Annotated in this window: 12 protein-coding genes; 5 read left to right on the top strand and 7 right to left on the bottom strand. The window is 66.4% G+C overall.

The window, feature by feature from the left end:
• Positions 1-44: 44 nt before the first annotated feature.
• Together JOE57_RS17310 and JOE57_RS17305 are read left to right on the top strand one after the other, a co-directional pair.
• A complete protein-coding gene (locus JOE57_RS17310; RefSeq protein WP_239578984.1) occupies positions 45-1,148 on the top strand; it encodes an amidohydrolase family protein in 1,104 nt (367 codons plus the stop codon).
• Between the two features lie 34 nt (positions 1,149-1,182).
• The gene (locus JOE57_RS17305; RefSeq protein WP_204919849.1) at positions 1,183-2,271 is read left to right on the top strand and encodes a mandelate racemase/muconate lactonizing enzyme family protein; all 1,089 of its coding nucleotides are present in this window, start codon (positions 1,183-1,185) and stop codon (positions 2,269-2,271) included.
• A 108-nt stretch (positions 2,272-2,379) separates the two neighbouring features.
• On the opposite strand, the gene JOE57_RS17300 is transcribed toward JOE57_RS17305, so the two are convergent.
• Both JOE57_RS17300 and JOE57_RS17295 read right to left on the bottom strand, forming a co-directional pair.
• Positions 2,380-3,105 (bottom strand): aldolase/citrate lyase/malate synthase family protein, encoded by a 726-nt coding sequence (locus JOE57_RS17300; RefSeq protein WP_338041411.1) that lies wholly within the window; start codon positions 3,103-3,105, stop codon positions 2,380-2,382.
• Positions 3,106-3,581: 476 nt separating this feature from the next.
• The gene (locus JOE57_RS17295; protein ID WP_204919847.1) at positions 3,582-4,964 is read right to left on the bottom strand and encodes an NAD-dependent malic enzyme; all 1,383 of its coding nucleotides are present in this window, start codon (positions 4,962-4,964) and stop codon (positions 3,582-3,584) included.
• A 105-nt stretch (positions 4,965-5,069) separates the two neighbouring features.
• On the opposite strand from JOE57_RS17295, the gene JOE57_RS19360 reads away from it, so the two are divergent.
• Together JOE57_RS19360 and JOE57_RS17290 are read left to right on the top strand one after the other, a co-directional pair.
• Positions 5,070-5,276 (top strand): helix-turn-helix domain-containing protein, encoded by a 207-nt coding sequence (locus tag JOE57_RS19360; RefSeq protein WP_420827690.1) that lies wholly within the window; start codon positions 5,070-5,072, stop codon positions 5,274-5,276.
• Entirely contained in the window at positions 5,242-5,844 is a 603-nt protein-coding gene (locus JOE57_RS17290) for an IclR family transcriptional regulator (protein ID WP_239578983.1), read from the top strand. Before JOE57_RS19360 ends, JOE57_RS17290 begins: the two co-directional genes overlap by 35 nt.
• Here JOE57_RS17290 and JOE57_RS19355 read toward each other — a convergent pair.
• On the bottom strand, positions 5,816-6,121 hold the full coding sequence (locus tag JOE57_RS19355) for a hypothetical protein (protein WP_204919845.1): 306 nt from the start codon (positions 6,119-6,121) through the stop codon (positions 5,816-5,818). The two genes, JOE57_RS17290 and JOE57_RS19355, sit on opposite strands and share 29 nt — an antisense overlap.
• Positions 6,122-6,482: 361 nt before the next feature.
• On the opposite strand from JOE57_RS19355, the gene JOE57_RS17280 reads away from it, so the two are divergent.
• Positions 6,483-7,415, top strand: coding sequence for a polysaccharide deacetylase family protein (locus JOE57_RS17280; RefSeq protein ID WP_204919843.1), 933 nt, complete (start codon positions 6,483-6,485; stop codon positions 7,413-7,415).
• 244 nt (positions 7,416-7,659) lie between these two features.
• Here the strand turns inward: JOE57_RS17280 and JOE57_RS17275 are convergent, their stop codons facing one another.
• The 4 genes from JOE57_RS17275 to JOE57_RS17260 form a co-directional block, all read right to left on the bottom strand.
• Complete coding sequence (locus JOE57_RS17275; protein WP_204919841.1) at positions 7,660-8,217, bottom strand: flavodoxin domain-containing protein; 558 nt, start codon at positions 8,215-8,217, stop codon at positions 7,660-7,662.
• 489 nt (positions 8,218-8,706) lie between these two features.
• A complete protein-coding gene (locus tag JOE57_RS17270; RefSeq protein ID WP_204919840.1) occupies positions 8,707-9,372 on the bottom strand; it encodes a response regulator in 666 nt (221 codons plus the stop codon).
• Positions 9,369-10,802 carry a sensor histidine kinase gene (locus JOE57_RS17265; protein ID WP_204919838.1) on the bottom strand — a complete coding sequence of 478 codons (1,434 nt, stop codon included), beginning with the start codon at positions 10,800-10,802 and terminating at the stop codon, positions 9,369-9,371. The genes JOE57_RS17270 and JOE57_RS17265 overlap by 4 nt, the downstream gene beginning before the upstream one ends.
• 372 nt (positions 10,803-11,174) lie before the next feature.
• Positions 11,175-16,781, bottom strand: coding sequence for an OmpL47-type beta-barrel domain-containing protein (locus JOE57_RS17260; RefSeq protein ID WP_204919837.1), 5,607 nt, complete (start codon positions 16,779-16,781; stop codon positions 11,175-11,177).
• Positions 16,782-17,363: the final 582 nt, after the last annotated feature.

Below are 17,363 nucleotides of genomic sequence, written 5' to 3'. Positions count from 1 at the left end.
ACTGGCCCACGCGCATCAACGAGCAGTGCAAAGGAGACCAAACAATGACTGACACGATCATGGAACCCAGGGCCAAGGCCGGCCCGCGCGTCAAGCAGATGATCATCGACTGTGACATCCACAACGTGATGTCACCAAAGTCGCTCGACCCGTTCCTGCCCAACCGATGGCTGCAGCACCAACGCGCCTTCGGGTCCCGTCAGCACTCAGGGTCGGTGTACCCCAAGGGTTCGCCGGCCCGGTGGGACGCGTTCCCTCCATCCGGGCTGGCGCCGGGCGCCGATCTGAGCTTCATGCAGCAGCAGCACTTGGATGCGCTCAACGTCGAGTTCGGGATCCTCGGCTGCCTCAGTCCGGCCGGCAGCCAGCTCGACCCGGACTACGCCGCCGCGTTGTCGGCAGCGACGAACGACTGGCAGATCGCGGAATGGCTGGAGCCCGAACCCCGGCTGCGGGCGGGGCTGATCGTCCCCGCCGAGCACAGCGAGCAGGCTGTCGCGGAGATCGAGCGGCTGGCCGGCCACCCCGGCTTCGTACAGGTGCTGCTGGTCGCCAGAAGCTCGGCGCCGCTCGGCGACCGAAAATACTGGAAGCTGTACGAGGCGGCGACCCGACACAACCTTCCGGTCGGCATCCACTACGGCGGAGGTGTCCGCGGCGTTCCCATAAGCTCCGCGGGCTGGCCCTCGTATTACATCGAGGACCACACGGGGATGTCGGCTGCCTTCCAGGCGCATGTGGCCAGCATGGTGTTCGGGGGCGTGTTCGAGCACATCCCCGACCTTCGGATCGCCCTGATCGAGGGGGGCTTCGCCTGGCTGCCGTCCCTGGCGTGGCGGATGGACAAGCAGTGGCATCGCTTCAAGTCCGAGGTCCCACACCTGCGGCGGAAGCCATCCGAATACATCCGCGACCACTTCTGGGTGACCACGCAGCCAATCGAGGAGCCACACCGGAGCGCGGACCTGCACAAGGTCTTCGAGCATCTGGGTGGTGTGGACAAGGTCATGTTCTCCACGGACTACCCGCACTGGGACTTCGACCACCCGGCCCACGCGTTCCAGGTCAGGCTGCCAGCGGGGCACCGCGACAAGATCTACACCGAGAACGCCAGAGCCTTCTACGGTCTGCCCGCGCGGGCCGCGTGAGCCTACCCATGCGAGGTGACGCCGGAGGCCAGCCATGACCAAGATCGTGTCCATTGAGACGTTCTCGGGTCACGGCTGCATCGTGCGGGTGTGCACCGACGACGGCTTGGAGGGCTACGGTCAGACTGCACACTCCGAGGCGCAGATCACCGCCATGGTGCTGCACAGACTGGTCGCCCGCAACTACCTCGGCCGCGATCCGTTCGACGTCATGACGCTGGCTGCGGAGTGCGCCCGGGCCGAGTACAAGGTGTTGGGCAGCTTTCTGTTCCGGGCCCTGGCCGGGGTCGACACGGCCCTGTGGGATCTGGTCGGCAAGGCGAAGGGCCAGCCCGTCTACCAGCTGCTCGGAGGCAAGGCGCGGACGTTGGTACCGCTGTACGGCTCCAGCATGCGCCGCGACACGACGCCGGAGCAGGAGGTGGACCGGATGGTGAAGGCGGTGGCCGAGCACGGCTTCCGCGCAGTCAAGATCAAGATCGGCGAGCGCAACGGCCGCGATTCCGAACCTAGCAACGGACGCACGTCGAAACTAGTGCCCCTGCTCCGCCAAGAGCTCGGCGACGACATCGAGCTGAGCGCCGACGGCAACGGCGCCTACTCTCCCGGCCAGGCGGTCCGGGTGGGTCGCATGCTGGAGCACCAGGACTACCTGCACTTCGAAGAGCCCGTGCCCTTCTGGGAGCACGACAACGCCAAGCGAGTGACCGACACCCTCGACATCCTCGTTGGAGTCGGAGAGCAGGAGTTCTCCCTCGAGAACATGCGCCGACTGGTCAACGACGGCGCGGTCGACATCATCCAGCCGGACGTCGGCTACATCGGGGGTATCACCCGCGCACGGCAGGTTGCCGAGATGGCCGATCTGGCCGGGATCCCGTGCGTACCCCACTCCTCGGGACGGTCGCTGACTGCGATCTTCACCGCCCACCTGGTGACGGCGATGCCAGCGTGCAGCCTCTTCCACGAGTGGACCATCGAGGACGCATCGGACATGCACGTCTACGAGCCGTTCCCGGTGGCCCGCGACGGCGAGTTCGTCCTGTCCGACGCGCCCGGATGGGGTGTCGAGGTCCAAAGCTCGATCCTGCAGCAGTGGGAGCGGCAGACGTCCTTCCTCTAGGTGACGAAGGCGGTCCAGCGGCGGCACACCAACCGTCCGGAGGACCCGACTGGGCTCCAGGCGATCGCGCGGCAGCCGCTGCTCACTGCGACTTCCGGCGGTGAGCTCTCAGCCGCTGGAGATGGACGCTTTGTATTCGCGTCGGCGCCGATGGAGGATGGGTTCGGTGTAACCGTTCGGCTGCCGAGTGCCCTCGATGATCAACTCACGCGCGGTGTTGAACGCAATGTTCGAACCTGGATCGTCGCTCATCGACCGGTAGTTCGGATCGCCGGCGTTCTGCCGGTCGACGACCCCAGCCATCTTGTGCAGGCTGTGGGTGACCTGCTCCTCGCTGACCACCCCGTGGCGTAGCCAGTTGGCCACCATCTGGCTGGAGATACGTAGCGTGGCGCGGTCCTCCATGAGGGCGATGTCGTCGATGTCGGGAACTTTGGAGCAGCCGACGCCCTGATCTATCCAACGGACGACGTAGCCCAAAATCGACTGGATGTTATTGTCCAGTTCCTTCTGTTTCTCCGAAGTGGACCAATCGGTGGAGGGGGCCAAAGGGATGGTCAGGAGGTCGCCGAGGGAGCTTCTGCGTCGTCCAGCCAGCTCGTTCTGACGCTCGCGGACGTCCACCTGGTGATAGTGCAACGCATGCAGCACGGCGGCGGTCGGCGAGGGCACCCAGGCGGTGCTGGCACCGGCCAGGGGGTGCGCGATCTTCTGCTCGAGCATATCGGCCATCAGGTCCGGCATGGCCCACATGCCCTTGCCGATCTGGGCGCGGCCGTGCATGCCGGCGCCGAGTCCCGTGTCGACGTTGTTGTCCTCGTAGCCTTGATCCAGGGCTGGTTCTTCATTTCGGCCTTGCGGACCATCACCCCGGCTTCCATCGACGTGTGGATCTCGTCGCCCGTCCGGTCGAGGAAGATGGGCTGCGGTATGCCGCGGTCGGATCGGCCACTACCGCGGTTCTTCGCCCGCGCCCACGCCCCGTCGAAGTTGGGTTTGTTCCTGCGAACGTTCACGTTTGGGTGCGGCAGCTCGACGCGTTGGCGCCGTTGCTCTCCATCAATCTGGGGCGGATATCCCGGTGCTCACCTGGAATTCGGACAATCTCGTATCGCGGCCAAGGGCGTGCTCACCAAACAGATGCCGCGGCAGATCCTCGAACTGCACAAACAGCGCGGCCGAGCCGGCACGACGACCTCGTCATCACCATGGTCTTGGACACCCCCGACGCCAGGACTCTGGTCTCGCGAAGGGCGGAAGCTACGCTCACGCTCGGCGCCGAACCAGCCCTATCGACATGCCGGTTCGGGTCAGAGGCTGGCCGAGGCGACAACCGCCTCAGCCACGGCCGGAGCGACCCGCGGGTCGAAGACGCTGGGCACGATGTAACTGGCGTTGAGCTCGTCGGCGCTGACACAAGCCGCGATCGCCTCGGCGGCCGCCACGAGCATGGGGGTGGTGATGTCACGTGCGGCGGCGTCGAGAAGCCCGCGGAACAGGCCGGGAAAGGCCAGCACGTTGTTGATCTGGTTGGGAAAGTCACTACGCCCGGTGGCCACCACTACGGCGTGCTTCGCTGCCTCAAGGGGGTGGATCTCGGGATCTGGGTTGGCCAGGGCCAGAACGATCGCGCCCGCCGCCATCGTCGCAACGTGCTCGGCGCCGAGGATGTTTGGCCCGGAGACACCGATGAACACGTCAGCGGCGACCAGCACATCGTGGAGGTTGCCGTCCTGCCGCGCCGGGTTAGTGTTGTCCGCGATCCACTGGCGGTGCTCGTCGGCGTAGGTGGCACCGCGGTGTAGCGCGCCCGAGCGGTCACAGGCCACGATGTTCGCCGCACCCTGGGCGTGCAGCAGGCGGATGATCGCGTGCCCAGCCGCTCCTGCCCCATTGACAACAATCTTCACCGAATGCATGTTCTTGCATACGACGCGAAGCGCGTTGATCAATGCCGCAAGGACCACGATGGCGGTGCCGTGCTGGTCGTCGTGGAAGACAGGGATGTCGAGTTCTGCACGCAGCCGCCGCTCAATCTCGAAACAGCGCGGTGCGGCGATATCTTCCAGGTTGATCCCGCCGTAGACCGGGGCTAGCGCCTTGACGATCATGATGATCTCCTCGGTATCGGTGGTGTCGAGGCAGACCGGCCACGCGTCGACGTCGGCGAATCGTTTGAACAAGGCGGCCTTGCCCTCCATCACCGGGAGCGCGGCCTCGGGACCTATGTCACCCAGCCCGAGGACCGCGGTCCCGTCGGTCACCACAGCCACCGTGTTCCGCTTGATCGTCAGCCGACGGGCGTCAGCCGGATTTGCCGCGATCGCCAGGCAGACCCGGGCCACCCCGGGGGTGTAGGCCCGGGAAAGGTCGTCGCGGTTGCGGAGCTCTACCTTCGACTCCACCGATAGCTTTCCGCCCAGGTGCATCAGGAACGTCCGGTCGCTGAGCTTGCGCACCTCAAAGCCGTCCAGCGCGTCCACGGAAGCAGAGACCCGACCGGCGTGCTCTTCCCCGGAGGTGTTGAAGGTGATGTCCACCACCAGGTTCTGATGGGTGGACTCGATCACGTCGAGGGCGGTGATCTCGGCGCCCGCTGAGGCAGCAGCTGCAGTCAATTCTGAAGTGGCGCTGAACCCCGCGGGGGCTGCCACCCTCATGGTGATGGCGTGACCTGGGGTGGGACGTGACATGAAGTTCCTCTCGATCTTAAGCTGCTTCCGTGTAGTGGATACTAGATTCTGCTTTCTGGAATAACAAGAGGTTTCCTCCTTGATGAGAGCGGTTATGCTTTCCGCATGATGGAAGCAAAAGCCGATAAGCTCCGAAGCCCCGAGCGCGTGCAGTCCGTCGACCGCGTCCTCACCCTGTTCGAACGGCTCGCTGACGCTGACGGTCCGCTGTCGCTTTCCGAACTTGCCCAACTCACCGACGTGCCGTCCCACCATCCACAGGCTGCTGCGCTTCTTGATGAGCGAGGGCTATGTACGCCAGGAACCCTCTAAGCGTTATGCCCTCGGGCTGCGGATGATCCGCTTTGGACAGTCCGCCAGCCGCGGACTTGGCTCGTGGGCGACACCGTACCTGGCGAGCCCGGTCGAGGAGTTCGGCGAGACGACCAACATGGCGATGCTCGAGGGTGACTCCTGCATCTATGTGGCGCAAGTCCCCTCCCCGCAGTCCATGCGCATGTTCACGGAAGTCGGCCGCGTCGTGATGCCGCACTGCACCGGCGTCGGCAAAGCCATCCTGTCCATGCTCAGCGACGAGCAGGCGGCGCGCCTGCTGGCTCGAACGGGGATGCCACCGCGGACCGAGAACACCCTCGTGAGCATCGACGCCATGCTCACCGAGCTCGCGCAGGCCCGAGACCTCGGCTACGCCCTGGACGACGGCGAGCAGGAATTGGGGGTCCGCTGCGTCGCCGTACCCCTCACCGGCCTACCCTTCCTCGCAGCCATCTCAGTCTCCGGTCCCAGCGGTCGACTCACCATGGAAGACGTACCCCGCATCGCCCCCTTTCTCCAGTCCGTCGCAGCCCAGATCAGAGACAACTTCCGGCTCCCCCTCTGACACTCAGGGCCTCTGACAGCTGTTGACAGGTGATCGGGGCGGAGTGGGGCCGCTGCACCCCCGCCCGGTCGGTGTCTGCGGCACTTCCGAGCGCCTGAAGGGTTCCCGGACCGGTGACCTCGACGAACACGACACGGTCCGTTGCCGTGGCGACGTGGCCGTCCTCGTCCTGAAGTTCGACGGCGACGAAGGCACCATCACCGCATCGGCATCGAGCAGCTGCCGATCCGTCTGAGCTGCCAGCCTCCCATCGCCCGCTGTCGTCAGCGACGTCCACGCCTGTTCCACCCCACCGCAGTAGCCGACAGCTGTCAGCGTCCCCGGTTGGTACGGCGCCTCAAAGTGTGCTCTGAAGGGCTGTCCAGCCCCAACTGCCAGATGATGTCGATGTTCCCGCAGGTTGGCTGGTCTCGGTGCCCAGCACCACCCGGTGGGGAAGCCATCGGTCATCCGAGAGGTCGCGCTGCTCGGCGTAGTTGAGCCCGGCGACGTCCGCGTGTGACTCCGCGGTCCGCTCTGTCACCAGGTCGGAAGTCAGGACTTTCAGCCCTGCTGCGACGTCAGCTGTCCGCATAGCGTGGCGTGAAGAAGCAGAGCTGGTGGGGGTAGGTGTGGTCGTGACTGGCAAGCATAGGCAGATGGCAGTCCTGATGGGTGTGCTCGTGGCCCTGCTCTGGGGCTTTCTCGGTCTCGGGCACCCGAGCCAGGCGGCGGCCGTCGGGGTCGCCAACCTGACCGCGAAGACGCGCACCCCGTACAGCACCTTGAACCTGCGGTCCTGCGCGTCAACAAGCTGCACGGTGCTCAGGAGCGTCCCGCACGGTACGCTGCTGACCCTGACCGCGGCCTCCGGTGACTGGTTCAAGACGAGCTACCGGGGCGCGACCGGCTGGGTGCACTCGCGCTACACCGTGCTGCAGGGGACCCCGTCAAAGACGCTCCGCCGGGGCAACACGAGCCGGAAGATGGTCGCCTACACCTTCGACGCGGGCTCCGACCTCGGCAACACCGGGAAGATCCTCGACTTCCTCAAGAACCGCAACATCAAAGCCGGCTTCGGCCTGACCGGGACGTGGGCAGCGGCCCACCCCACCTACGTGAAACGGATATTCGGCGAAGGCCACCTCATCTTCGACCACACCTGGGACCACAAATCCTTCACCGGTTTCTCCACTGGGAAGGCGGCCCTGACCCCAGCGCGGCGGACCGAGGAGCTGATCCGGGCGAACAACAAGATCCGCGGCCTGACCGGGCACACCACCAGGCCGTACTTCCGTCCGCCCTACGGCGACTACAACAGCGGGGTCCTGCGCGACGCCGGGGCGAACCGGTTCAGCCGCACCACCCTGTGGACCCTGGACTCGTGGGGCTGGAAGGGCTTGACCGCGGCCCAGATCTGCGACCGCGTCGTCGACTCGATGAGCGCGGCGAGCAACGGCGGCAACGGCTACATCCTGCTGTTCCACGTGGGCTCCCAGTCCCGGGACGCCAACGCCCTCCCCTGCATCACCGACACGCTGAAAAAACGCGGTTTCAAGTTCGGCACGATCCCCCAGGTCACCGCTCCCTAACCACCGTGCTGCGCGGCGCACTGGCCCCGGCGTCACAAGAGAGGCGTCACACCCATAGAGACCAGACAGCGTTCAGCCGCTCAGGCCTTCCCAGAGGCACGCAGCACTGATCTTTCTACGTCCAACACCCACACCCACAAGCGGCGAAGGAGCGCCCGCATCGTTTCCGCGCAATATGGCGACCGTCGATGAAGCTGCACAGTATCGACGGCTCCGACGACCCGCACCTGGCGCCGCCGATGGGCTAGCCGCTGGTCGTGGCCGTTCCAGCAGCGAGGTAGTCCAAGAAATCCTCGGCGAACCTCGTCACGCCATCCCACTCGGTGTACACGTAGTCGCGTGAAAGGTCTGTCCCGAGGTGGCCTGGCTTGTTCCGAGCGATCCTCTTCATCATGTGGCGTTTGACGAACCCGTAATGGGTGTAAAGGAGGGCACCACCGAACAGACCGACCCTCGCCGGACGCCACGCCGTCTCCTCCTCCAGGTGCTCGACGTACCCCTCAGCCTCCTCGGTGTCGCCGTGAGCGGCGAGGCTGACGGAGAAGAACGCCGACGGGAGCCGCTGGAGGGTGTCGCGGTTCTTCTGCACGAATTCCACCACGCGCTTGTTGTGTTCGCCCATGTGGATGGAGGCCCCGACGATCACGCCGTCGTAACCGTCCGGTATCCGATCCGGCGACTCGTTGAGGTCTGCCAGTTCCGCCTCATGGCCGTAATGGCGGATCACGTCGGCGATGTAGTCGGCAATCTTGGCGGTTTGCCCTTCGGTGGTCCCGTAAGGGATGAAGATCTTGGCCATCATCTACTCCTCCCAGATAGTTTGCGACCTGAGACGCCGTAGGGCCGCTCAAAGGGCAGCGCAGACGCCCTCCTGAGAATCTGTCAGCCCCGAACGGTTCGTTGCAGGGGCGAAAGTCACCTCGCCCGTCCAGTAGCCGCGCCGGTCCGGTGCCGTCGCGGATGCCCGTTCATATCGATGATCACTCGTCACCTACCTGTCGCCTCGCGGGTGTAACGCCCCACTTGCTCGTCCACACGGTCACCATGACGCCGCCTAAACGGTAAGGATCGTCGATCAGGACACGTTGACCCTCGCTCAGGACCCGCGTCGCTTTCGGTGTTCCACGATCCACCCGTTAAGCGGTCTCTTGCTGGCGGAGTCCGCCCGACCTCCACCTAACAATAGGGCGGGGAGCCCGACTGTTCGCCGCTCCAGGCGCTTGAATGCCCAAACGCCGAAGGACAGTGGCGTGCTCCGCGGACCTGGCGTCACTAACCCCGCCGGCCTTGACTATTCCCCGGCGAGGGGGTCATCCCGGCCGCTCAACAGCCCGAACGCAGTCTCCCTGTCCTTGACCCGCAGCTTGCGCAGCACGGCAGAGACGTGAACTCGGACCGTGGTGGGTGAGACGAACAGCCGACCCGCCGCTTCCTCGGTCGAGTGACCCTGGCTCAACATCTCCATCACCTCCCATTCCCGCGCGCTGAGCTTGTCCGCCGCCGCAGACTTCCGCAGGAAGCGCCGACGGGACGGCCCGCGGAACTCCTGCAGGATCCGCGTCACCAGCCGGGGCGGCATGGCTGCCTCACCGGCAAGGACGCCCCGCAGCGCAGCAGGCAGAGTCGCCGGGTCGGCGTCCTTCAGCAGATAACCGGAGGCCCCCGCACGAAGGGAGTCGAAGAGGTCGTCATCCTCGTTCGACTGAGTCAGCATCACGATGGCGGTCTGCGGCAGGCTGCGGCTGATCTGCTGGGCGGCCCGAATCCCGTTGCCCGGCATGTGGATGTCCAGGAGCACGACCTCGGGCCGATGCTGCATCACGAGCGCGATTGCCTCCTCCGCATTGGCCCCCTCCGCACAGACCTCGCAGCCACCTGCCTCGAGCGCCAGACGGATCTGGCCCCGGACCCGGGCGTTGTCGTCGGCCATCACCAGCCGTATCGGCTTCCCCGTCACCACGTCACCGTCACAAGACTTCCCCCTCCACCTTGGCCGTCGACGTCGAAGGTCCCCGGTAGATTCCGGGCCCGGTCCCGCATGCTGACGAGGCCATATCCGGCGCTCGTCACCGCACACCCGACATCAAAGCCCTGCCCGTTGTCCTGGATGAGAAGGCGCCGGCAGTCGCCTGTTCGGCTGAGTGTGACGTGAACCCGCCCCGCCTTGCCGTGGCGGACTGCATTCGAAACCGCTTCGCGGGTGATGCGCATCAAGGCGTGCTGCTGATCGGGTTGGACGCTGATGGAGTCGTCGACCTCCACTTCGAGGTCAACTTGGTAGCGCTCGGCTAACTCCCGCGCCGCCCGGTGAAGCACGAAGCCCAGCGGTTCGTCCGCGGGGCGGCCCAGGGCCTGGACCGCCGCCCTCGCCTCGTCCAACCCGCGATCGCAAGCGGCGATGATGCGATCACCCGCCGGCAGGTCGGCCGGCAGCGCGAAGCTCTCCGCACGGATGAAGCCGATCTCCTGAATCACCCCGTCGTGCAACTCACGGGCCAGCCGGCGCCGGTCCTCGAGCACGGCGGCCCGCGACTGAGACGTCCAGTACGCCTTGAGTTCACGGCCGGCCCCAACCAGGAGCAGCAGGTAGCAGCCGGTGCGCAGCAGGTCGCCCGTGTACAACCAGTCGGTATAGAGCGAGGGAAAGAGCAGATAGTTGACGCGGGCGAAGCCCACGAGGGCGAAGGCCGGACCGAGCCAGCGCAGCAACTCGTCGTCGCGGCGGGCCGACTGAAAGGTGAAGGCGATAGAAGCGATGAGGAAACAAGCGGCGGAGAAGGCCTGCGCCACCAGCAGCGCCGGATGCGCGGTCAGCAGCGGATGCCCGGCAGAGCCCTGGATCGAGGCGCTGTCGAATGCCACCGGAAGATTGGACCGGACGCTCCACAGGACCGAGGACGCCAGCAGGACGATGGCCGACGGCAGCAGCCACGCATGCCGGTGTGCGAGGGGATGGCGTATCCGCCGATCGGCGACGAGCGCCGCCACGAGGATGAGGAGAGCGCCCGAAAGCCGGACCGCGAGCGGGAGCCAGATGTCGAGCGTTCCTCCCCGCACCCCAGGCAGGGCCTCGGTGGCGGTTCCCAGACCGAAGCCGGCCACGGCGAGCAGGACAAGACCCTGCGCGAGCAAGCCGTCCTGCCAGCAGTAGCGGCGGGCGAAGCGTGCGTGCACCAGATAAGCGACGAGCAGGGCGATGCAGGCGTCAGCCGTGTCGAGCATCAGGTGCAGCGACGGGCTGCGAAAGCCCGACGACAGGTACGGGCTCCACAGGATCATCGCCGTGACGATCAGACCCACCACCCAGCCCGCCGCCGTCACCCAGACGCCGGGGCGGGCCAGCCGCAGGCGTGCCCGTGCTCCTCCGGACACCTCCTCGGGGCACATGCCCGTCATCCTATAAGGGCCAAGGCGTACGCATAGCCAGGACGGGTGTGCCCGCAGCACAGCCGCCGACCCGACACAGGTGTTCCGGGATTCGAACGCGGAGGGGCCGCCTCAACGGGGCAGTGAACCGCTCGTCGCGCCAGAGACCACGGTGACCGCCGGGGCGAACATTGTGACCGAAACATCGCAGCTTCATCGCGTCGACGCCGCCGAAGGTCCGTCTGGTCGAGTGAGACCTTGCCCGGTTCTTCCAACAACTGTCGGATTAGGGGGCACGAGCCTCACCGGCCACAGCCACGCCGGCGCTCCGCACCCAGGACCCGCAAAGCCCCGCACCTGACGGGGTGCGGGGCTTCGTGGTCACAAGTTCGTTCAGCGCAGACCGATGTTCACGTAGTAGATCTGGCCGTCGTCGAGCTTCACCCCGATCTGGTAGTAGTTACCACCCGTGCTCGGGGTCTTCCAGTTGTAGATGTACTGACCCGAGTCGTACCGGAAGGTCGAGCCGGTGTCCGCCGACACGGTGACCGCCGTCTCGTCGACCGGCATGGTCATCTTGGCGCCGAGCACCGGGCTCAGCCACACCGGCGCGGTGGCCGACTCAACGATCGTGCCAGCAGAGTTCCTCAGCTGGAACTTCACCGGGATGGTGCTTCCGGCCTTGAACACGCTCGTGGTCAGCCCGGTCTGGTGCGCGGTGTCGTTGATCGGCTGCAGGAACCCGTCGAACCGGTAGGTCACCTTGTAGGTTCCGGTCTGGGTGCTCGTGTTGCCGGCCTTGTCGATCGCCGCCGCGGTCCAGGTGAAGGTCCCGACCCCGTTGGCCGTACCACCGGTCACGGTCACCTTGCAGGTGTCGAGGCCGGAGAAGCTGTCGGTCGCGGTGCAGGTCGCCGCTGGAGCGGCACCGGCCTTGTAGAAGCCGCCGGCGACGTTGACGTTGGTGATGGTCGGGTTCTCGTTGTCGATGTTGATGCCGGAGACCGAAGCCGTGCCGACGTTGTCAGCGAGGTCCTTGGCCGAGCCGTTGGCCGACTGAGCCGCCCCGTTGGTCGACACGGTGACGTCGTCTTGGCAGGAGGCGAGACCGGACAGCGTGTCGGAGCAGGTGAAGTGGGTCTTCACGGGGCTGACGTACCAGCCGTTCCTGCCCAGGGTGCCACCGGTGATGGCTCCGTTGATGGTCGGCTTGGTCTTGTCGAGCTTGATCGTCACTGAGTCGCTGCCGGTGTTGCCCGCTGCGTCCTTCGCCGAGCCGTTCACCACAAGGCCCTTGGCGCTGGTCTCGGTGCTGATCACCTGGTCAGGGGTGGCGCTGCCGGCTACAACCCCGGAGCCAGGGTCGGTGTCCTTGGCGTCGAAGTGCACCGTGGTGTCGCTGTTGTTCCAGTCCGACGCGTTCGCCTTCGGGTTGACCGTGTGAGTCACCGTCGGGGCGATGTTGTCGTACGTGAGCGCGACCTGGTTGGCCGGCTCCGTATTGCCGGCCACGTCGACCGCGTAGTACTTCACAGTCGCCGTACCGGTGCCGGACAGCGGGACGCTGACCGACTTGCTAGCGCCCGCCGCAACCTGCTCCGTGCCGCCGTTGATGGTGTAGCGGATCTCCTGGACACCGGACGGGCCGACGTCGGTCGCGTTCAGCACGACCGTGGCGGTGCCGCCGGTGCAGAAGCCGTTGGTGTTCGTGCACTGGTTGTCTGCGGTGGTCTGCGGCTCGTGGCCGTCGATGTTGATGCCGGTCACGGTCTTGGTGCTGGTGTTGCCCGCCACATCCTTCGCCTCGCTGCTGCTGACGCTCTGGTTGGCGCCGTCGCCCGAGAGCACTGCGTCGGAGGGGCAGCTGCCCACGCCGGAGCCAGCGCTCCCGTCGGCCAGGGCCGGGTCGGTGCAGGTGAAGCCGACGGTCACGGCGCCGCGGTACCAGCCGACGGCATTCTTGCCGGCGGGCAACTGGGCGGTGATGCCCAGCGGGGTGCGGTCGATGTTGATACCGGCATACGAACTGGTGCCGGTGTTGCCGGCCTTGTCCTTGATGCTGGCTGAGGCGCCCAAGTTGCGGCCCTCGCCGTTGACCGTGCTGTTGGCCGGCTGGGTGGCCAGGTCGATACCCGAAAGGACGTCATCACCGCTCCACGCGATCGAGACATCGCCGCGGTACCACTCGCCACCGTTGGAGTCACCCGTGGGGGCGCCCGTCAGGAAGGGGGCGGTCTTGTCGATGCTGATCTTGTCGACCGTTACCGAGCTCTTGTTGCCGGCGACGTCTTGGGTGTCGCCTTGGACGGACTGGTCCAGGCCCTCGCTGGCGACCGTCTGGTCGGGGCCGCAGCCCGCGATCCCGTCGGTGACGTCGCTTGGGATGCCGGAGTCGGCGTCGGTGCAGGTGAAGGCCACCTTGACGTCGGTGCGGTTCCAGCCGAACGAGTTGGCCGCCGGCATGCGGGTGGCGTCGATCGTCGGGGCGAGCGTGTCGACCTTCACCTCGATGGTGTTCGTGGTGGCGTGAGCCTCCTCGTTACCGGCGAGGTCGACGCTCCAGTAGACGACCGTGTGCTCGCCGGTCGACAGGTCCGCGGTGAACGGCTCGCCGTAGGTCTGCCGGGCGCCACCGTCGACCGTGTAGTAGGTGGCCTTGATCCCGGAGGTGGCGTCGTTCGCGTCGAACGCGAACGGGATGCCGCTCGAGACGAACCAGCCGCTGGCGGGCGAGATCGGGTTGATGACCGTCGTGGTCGGCGCGGTCTTGTCGATGCTCAAGGTGATCGGCGCACCGGCGGTCTCGACGTTGCCAGCGCCGTCCGTGCTCCAGAAGGAGATCTTGTGCGTGCCCTCGGTCCCGAAGGAGAAGGTGCGGCTGTAATCCTGGGCAGCCCCACCGTCGACCGAGTACATGGTGGCAGCGATCCCGGACAGGTTATCCGAGCCAATGAGGTTGACCTGGACGGCGTCGCCGTACCAGCCGTCGCCGTTCGGATCCGCGACCTTCGCCTGCGTGGTGGGGTCCGTGCGGTCGATCTTGATGCCGCCCACGGTCTTGTTCGTCGCATTGCCGGCCAGGTCGCTCACCGAGGCGCTGGCGCCCAGGTTCTCGCCCTCACCGGTGATCGTGCTGTCGGCAGGGCAAGTGCCGTCGACGCCGGACGTGGCATCGGAGCAGGTCCAGCCGACGACTACGTCGCCGGTGTTCCAGCCATTGGTGCCATCAGGAGCGGTCTTGGCTGCTCCGGTCAGCGTCGGCGGCGTCTTGTCCAGCTTCAGCGTGACGCTGTTGCCGGTCGTGTTCTCGATGTTGCCGGCGACATCGGTGCTCCAGTAGGTGAAGGTGTGGGTGCCGTCCTCGGTGATGGAGACGGTCGCGGAGTAGACCTCAGCGGCGCCGCCGTCGACGGAGTAGTACGTCTTGTCGACACCCGAGAGGTTGTCGCTGGGGCTCAGCCTGACCGTCGTCCCCTTGCTGTACCAGCCGTTGTTGGTCTCACCGGTCACGGTGACGCCGGTGGCCGGATCGGTGCGGTCGATCTTGATGCCGTCCACCGTCTTGGTTGAGGTGTTGCCGGCCTTGTCGGTGCAGGTGGCGGTTGAGGACAGGTCGTCGCCCTCACCGGTCACCGTGTCGTCGGCCGGTTGTGCAGCCGGGCCGGACAGGGCGTCGGTGCAGGACCAGTGCACGGTCACGTCGCCGGTGTGCCAGCCGTCCGAGAAGGTGCCGCTGAGCACCGGGTTGGTCTTGTCGACGTTGATCCCGGTCACGCCGGCGCTCGCGGTGTTCCCGGCTTCGTCGGTGACGGTGGCGCTGGCGCTCTGGTTGGCGCCCTCACTCAGGACGCCGCTGGCCAGGGTGCCGCTGACTCCGGAGAGCGCGTCGGTGGCCGTATAGCTGACGGTGACGTCGTTGTTGTACCAGTCGTCAGCGTTGGCCGCCCGGTCGGCTTTCGCGGTGATCGTCGGCTTGGTGGTGTCGATCCGGACGCTCGCGCTGTCGGTGGCGGAGTTGCCGGCCCCGTCGGTCGCGGTGCCGGTGACGGTGTGCTCTCCCTCAGCGCTCTTGGTGACCGGCTCGGTGCAGCTCGCAACGCCAGAGCCGCCCTGGTCGGCGCAGGTAAACGTCACAGTGACGTCCTTGTTGGTCCAGGCGCCGTTCTTGTAGGCCAGCGGCGTGAAAGCGTGGCTGATCGTCGGCGCCGTCTTGTCGATCTTGACCTGCGCGGTCTGCACGGCCTCAACGTTGCCGGCGGTGTCCGTGCTGCGGAAGGTGACGGTGTGGTCGCCCTCGGTCGACAGCGTGAAGCTCGTGCCGCTCTGGGCTGCTCCGCCGTCGACGGTGTAGCTGGTCGAGTCGACGCCGGACAGGTTGTCCGCAGCGCTGAGGGTGACGGTGACCTCGCCGTTGGCCCAGTCGTTGGAGGTGCCGCTGATCCCGGTGGTCGGGTTGGTGCGGTCGATCTGGATGCCGCTGACCGTCTTGGTGGTCGTGTTGCCGGCCTTGTCGGTACAGGTGGCGGTGGCGGACAGGTTGGCGCCCTCGCCGGTCACCTTGGTGTCGGCCGGCTGGGTGGCCGGGCCGGACAGCGTGTCAATGCAGTTCCAAGCCACGGTCACGTCACCCGTGTGCCAGCCGGACGAGAACGAGCCGCTCAGCGACGGCGCCGTCTTGTCGACGTTGACACCGGTAACCGAGGCGGTTGCGCTGTTGCCGGCGGCGTCGGTGACCGTGCCGCTCGCGCTCTGATCGGCCCCTTCCGTGAGGACCTTGTCGCCGGTGGTACTGGCCACCCCCGAAGCTGTGTCGGTGCCGGCGAAGCTGACCGTGACGTTGGTGTTGTTCCAGCCGGCGGCGTTGGCTGCCGGGGCGCGGGTCGCGGCAGCGGTCGGCGCGGTCTTGTCAAGCTTGACCGTCACCGAGTCCCTAGCGGTGTTGCCCTCGTTGTCAGTGGCGGTGCCACCGACCAGAGTGCCGTTGGTCTCGATGCTGACCGTCTTCGAAGCCACCGTGGTGCCGTCGGCGAGACAGGTCTTGATGCCCGAACCGCCGGTCTCGTCGGCGCAGGTGAAGGTCACTGTGGCGTCGGTCTTGTTCCAGCCGGCCGCGTTGGCGGCCGGCGATACGGCGTGGGTGATGGTCGGCGCGGTGGCGTCAGCCGGAGGAGTGGTGGAGGTCGCGGTGGTCGTATTGCCGGCGACGTCGATTGCCGTGCCGGTTACCGTGACATTCGGACCGACTGTCTTGGAGCTGCTCGCCGGGCTGGTGGCGTCGGCAACGCAACTGGCGATGCCCGAACCGCCACCGTCGGCGCAGTTGAAGGTCACCGTTGTGGTGCCGTCGGCATTCTTGGTCTGCGCCGCTGTGATGCTCGGCTTGGCCTTGTCCACGCGAACGGTGACGGAGCCAGCCGCGCCGGTGTTGCCCAGGCGGTCTGTTTGCGCCGGCGCGGTCAGGGTCACGATGCCGTTCGCGTTCACAGAGTCGGTCTTGAACGGCTGCGCGGCCGTGACGCCGGAGCCGGCGTCCGTCGCAGTCCACTTGACGGTCGTGTCGGTGTTGCTCCAGCCGGCTGCGTTCGCGGCCGGGGTCAGCGCAGAGGTCACGACCGGGCCGGTGTTGTCCAATGTGTAGGAGCCTTGAAGGGACCCGGAAGAGCCCGAGCAAACGTTGTTGCTGTTGAACTTGACGGAGGCGATGGCCGTGACGGCTTGCGCCCCGTTGCCGGCTGGCGCCGTGGTGGTGAATGTCCAGGAGGACTTCGGTGTGGCGGACTGCTGATGCCCAGTGATGGCGCCCGCCACGTCCACACATTCAGTGTCGCTGCTGGTGTTGACGGTCAGCGTCACCGCGGCACCCTGCTTGGCGTACAACGTCCCACCTACGGTCGCCGTGCCCGTGCCACCAGTGAGGACGACAGAGGCCACGCTGGAGGCCATGGCGGGTGGCGCGTTAACTGGGCCGATAGCGGTGACCACGGCTGCGAGCAGCGCCACCTTGCGGAAAGTCCTCGAGGCGCGCGTGGCCCCCCGTGTCTGCTTCTTTGATCCGATCACGATGTCTCGTGCCCCCCGGTACGACCGTGAGCCCCCCGTTGAGCTCCCCCGCCGAGAACCATATGGGCCACGGACGCACCCAAAGACCGTTCAGCGTTCAAATAGGCAAACGGGGCCCTGAAAGGCCCCAACCGTTTAGATATTTGAACGCCAGGTAGCCAGCCCCGGCGCGGCAGCGCGGACGATACGGTCAGCTTGAGGGCCCGTCTGGGGTGCCTCCTTCGACTTGAGCGACGGGAAAGACCCGATGGCGCGAACTGGCAGGTTGCCGACAGCGCTCCCTAACGGGAGCGCTATTGGGAGCAGTCTCACGCCCGCCGCTCCCCACGGCGTTCAGCACGGCGAGGAGGACGGGAACTGTCGCCGGCGAGTTCCAAGCCCTGTTGTTCTCGGCGTGAAAGTCCACACTCTCGTTCGTCGTGCCGTAGTCGTTGAAGGCCACCCGCGGCCCACGGTGACGTCGTTGACGGTCGCTGGCGATTCATCGGTGACGTCAAGTACAAGCGGGACAGAAATCGGCGA

Source organism: Microlunatus panaciterrae (assembly GCF_016907535.1).
Taxonomy (GTDB): domain Bacteria; phylum Actinomycetota; class Actinomycetes; order Propionibacteriales; family Propionibacteriaceae; genus Microlunatus; species Microlunatus panaciterrae.
This window is presented reverse-complemented; position numbering and strand designations above follow the sequence as displayed.

Coding starts and splice junctions, on each gene's coding strand:
- JOE57_RS17310 (WP_239578984.1), top strand. CDS start 45: ATGACTGACACGATCATGGAACCCAGGGCCAAGGCCGGCCCGCGCGTC.
- JOE57_RS17305 (WP_204919849.1), top strand. CDS start 1,183: ATGACCAAGATCGTGTCCATTGAGACGTTCTCGGGTCACGGCTGCATC.
- JOE57_RS17295 (WP_204919847.1), bottom strand. CDS start 4,964: ATGTCACGTCCCACCCCAGGTCACGCCATCACCATGAGGGTGGCAGCC.
- JOE57_RS19360 (WP_420827690.1), top strand. CDS start 5,070: ATGATGGAAGCAAAAGCCGATAAGCTCCGAAGCCCCGAGCGCGTGCAG.
- JOE57_RS17290 (WP_239578983.1), top strand. CDS start 5,242: ATGAGCGAGGGCTATGTACGCCAGGAACCCTCTAAGCGTTATGCCCTC.
- JOE57_RS17280 (WP_204919843.1), top strand. CDS start 6,483: ATGGCAGTCCTGATGGGTGTGCTCGTGGCCCTGCTCTGGGGCTTTCTC.
- JOE57_RS17275 (WP_204919841.1), bottom strand. CDS start 8,217: ATGATGGCCAAGATCTTCATCCCTTACGGGACCACCGAAGGGCAAACC.
- JOE57_RS17265 (WP_204919838.1), bottom strand. CDS start 10,802: ATGTGCCCCGAGGAGGTGTCCGGAGGAGCACGGGCACGCCTGCGGCTG.